The sequence below is a fragment of the Variovorax sp. P1_H2 genome, from assembly GCF_056405295.1.
Genome location: NZ_JBFUCJ010000270.1, coordinates 1 through 1,707 on the forward strand (window position 1 = coordinate 1; position 1,707 = coordinate 1,707).

The 1,707-nt window shown below is 65.6% G+C and carries 2 protein-coding genes; both read left to right on the plus strand.

The features are described from left to right. Nucleotides 1-2 precede the first annotated feature (2 nt). Nucleotides 3-449 carry a chemotaxis protein CheW gene (locus AC1D2E_RS35720; protein ID WP_478201778.1) on the plus strand — a complete coding sequence of 149 codons (447 nt, stop codon included), beginning with the start codon at nt 3-5 and terminating at the stop codon, nt 447-449. 54 nt (nt 450-503) lie between these two features. Next, the coding region (locus AC1D2E_RS35725) for a methyl-accepting chemotaxis protein (RefSeq protein ID WP_478201779.1) at nt 504-1,707 on the plus strand (1,204 nt) is incomplete at its 3' end.

Consider the following 1,707-nt stretch of genomic DNA (forward strand, 5'->3'; position numbering starts at 1 on the left):
GCCTGGAGGTGGTCACCTTCACCCTGGGCGACGAGGAGTACGGGATCGACATCCAGAAGGTTCAGGAGCTGCGGGGGTACGACGCGGTGACGCGGATCGCGAACGCGCCGGAGTACATCAAGGGGGTGGTGAACCTGCGGGGGATCATTGTTCCGATCATCGACATGCGGATCAAGTTTGCGCTGGGGACGCCGAGCTATGACCAGTTCACGGTGGTGATCGTGCTGAACATCGGGGGCCGGGTGGTGGGGATGGTGGTGGACAGCGTGTCGGACGTGATCACGCTGACGGCGGAGCAGATCAAGCCGGCGCCGGCGATGGGGTCGGTGCTGGACACGGACTACCTGATCGGGCTGGGGACGCTGGACGAGCGGATGCTGATCCTGGTGGACATCGACCGCCTGATGTCCAGCGACGAGATGGGCCTGATCGAGAAGCTGGCCGCCTGAGGCCGCGTTCGACCCAAGCCCTCGGAAACAAGCAAACAAAGGATCGGAGACAAGATGAAAGACTGGAAGATCGGCACCCGCCTGGGCGGAGGCTTCGCATTGATCCTGGCCCTGTTGGCCGCCACTGCCGGCATCGGCGTGCTGCGCCTGCAGGCCGTCGGCGATGCCACCAACGACATGGCGAAGCGATCCTTGGTCAAGGAGAGGCTGGCTGCGGGCTGGCTGCTCGGGACCACCACCAACAGCGTGCGCACCTACGCGCTCCTCAACGCCAACGACCCCGAAGTGCAGGAGTACCTGCAGAAGGGCATGAGCAAGACCAGCGCCACGATCTCCGAGACCCAGAAGAAGCTCGAGGCACTGCTGAGCTCGCCGGAGGAACTGGCGCTGGCGGCGGACATCAAGAAGAAGCGGACCGACTATGTCGAACTGCGCAACATGCTGCTCAAGCTCAAGGCCGACGGCAATCCGCAGGAGGCGATGCGGATCGCCAGGGACAAGCTGGTGCCCACGCTCGACAGCTACGACGCCAGCATCCGTGGCATCCTGGCGCATGAGCAGGAGCAGATCGACAAGTCGGCTGCCGAGATCGATGCGCTCTATCGCGCGGGCCGCATCAACCTCATGGCGCTGGCCGCGATCGCGCTGGCCCTGGGCTCGGTGCTGGCCTGGCTGTTGACGCGCAGCATCGTGCAGCCGATCGACGAGGCGCTGCTGATCGCCGACACCGTGGCCTCCGGCGATCTCAGCAAGGAATTCGAGACCGATCGGGGCGGCGACTTCGGGCGCCTGCTGCGCGGCATGGGCGAGATGGAGGACACCTTGACCGACCTCGTGGGGCGCATCAAGACCTCGACCGATTCGATCGTCACCGCTTCGGGCCAGATCGCCGCGGGCAACCAGGACCTGTCCTCGCGCACCGAGCAGCAGGCGAGCTCGCTGGAACAGACGGCGGCGTCGATGGAAGAACTCACCAGCACGGTCAAGCAGAACGCGGACAACGCGCGTCAAGCGAATCAACTGGCCGTCTCGGCCTCCGAAGTGGCGGTCAAGGGCGGCGAGGTGGTGAGCCAGGTGGTGGACACGATGGCCTCGATCAACGCCTCGTCGAAGAAGATCGTGGACATCATCGGCGTGATCGATGGCATCGCCTTCCAGACCAACATCCTGGCGCTGAACGCGGCGGTGGAAGCCGCGCGCGCGGGCGAGCAGGGCCGCGGCTTCGCGGTGGTGGCGGCGGAGGTGCGCAGCCTGGCGC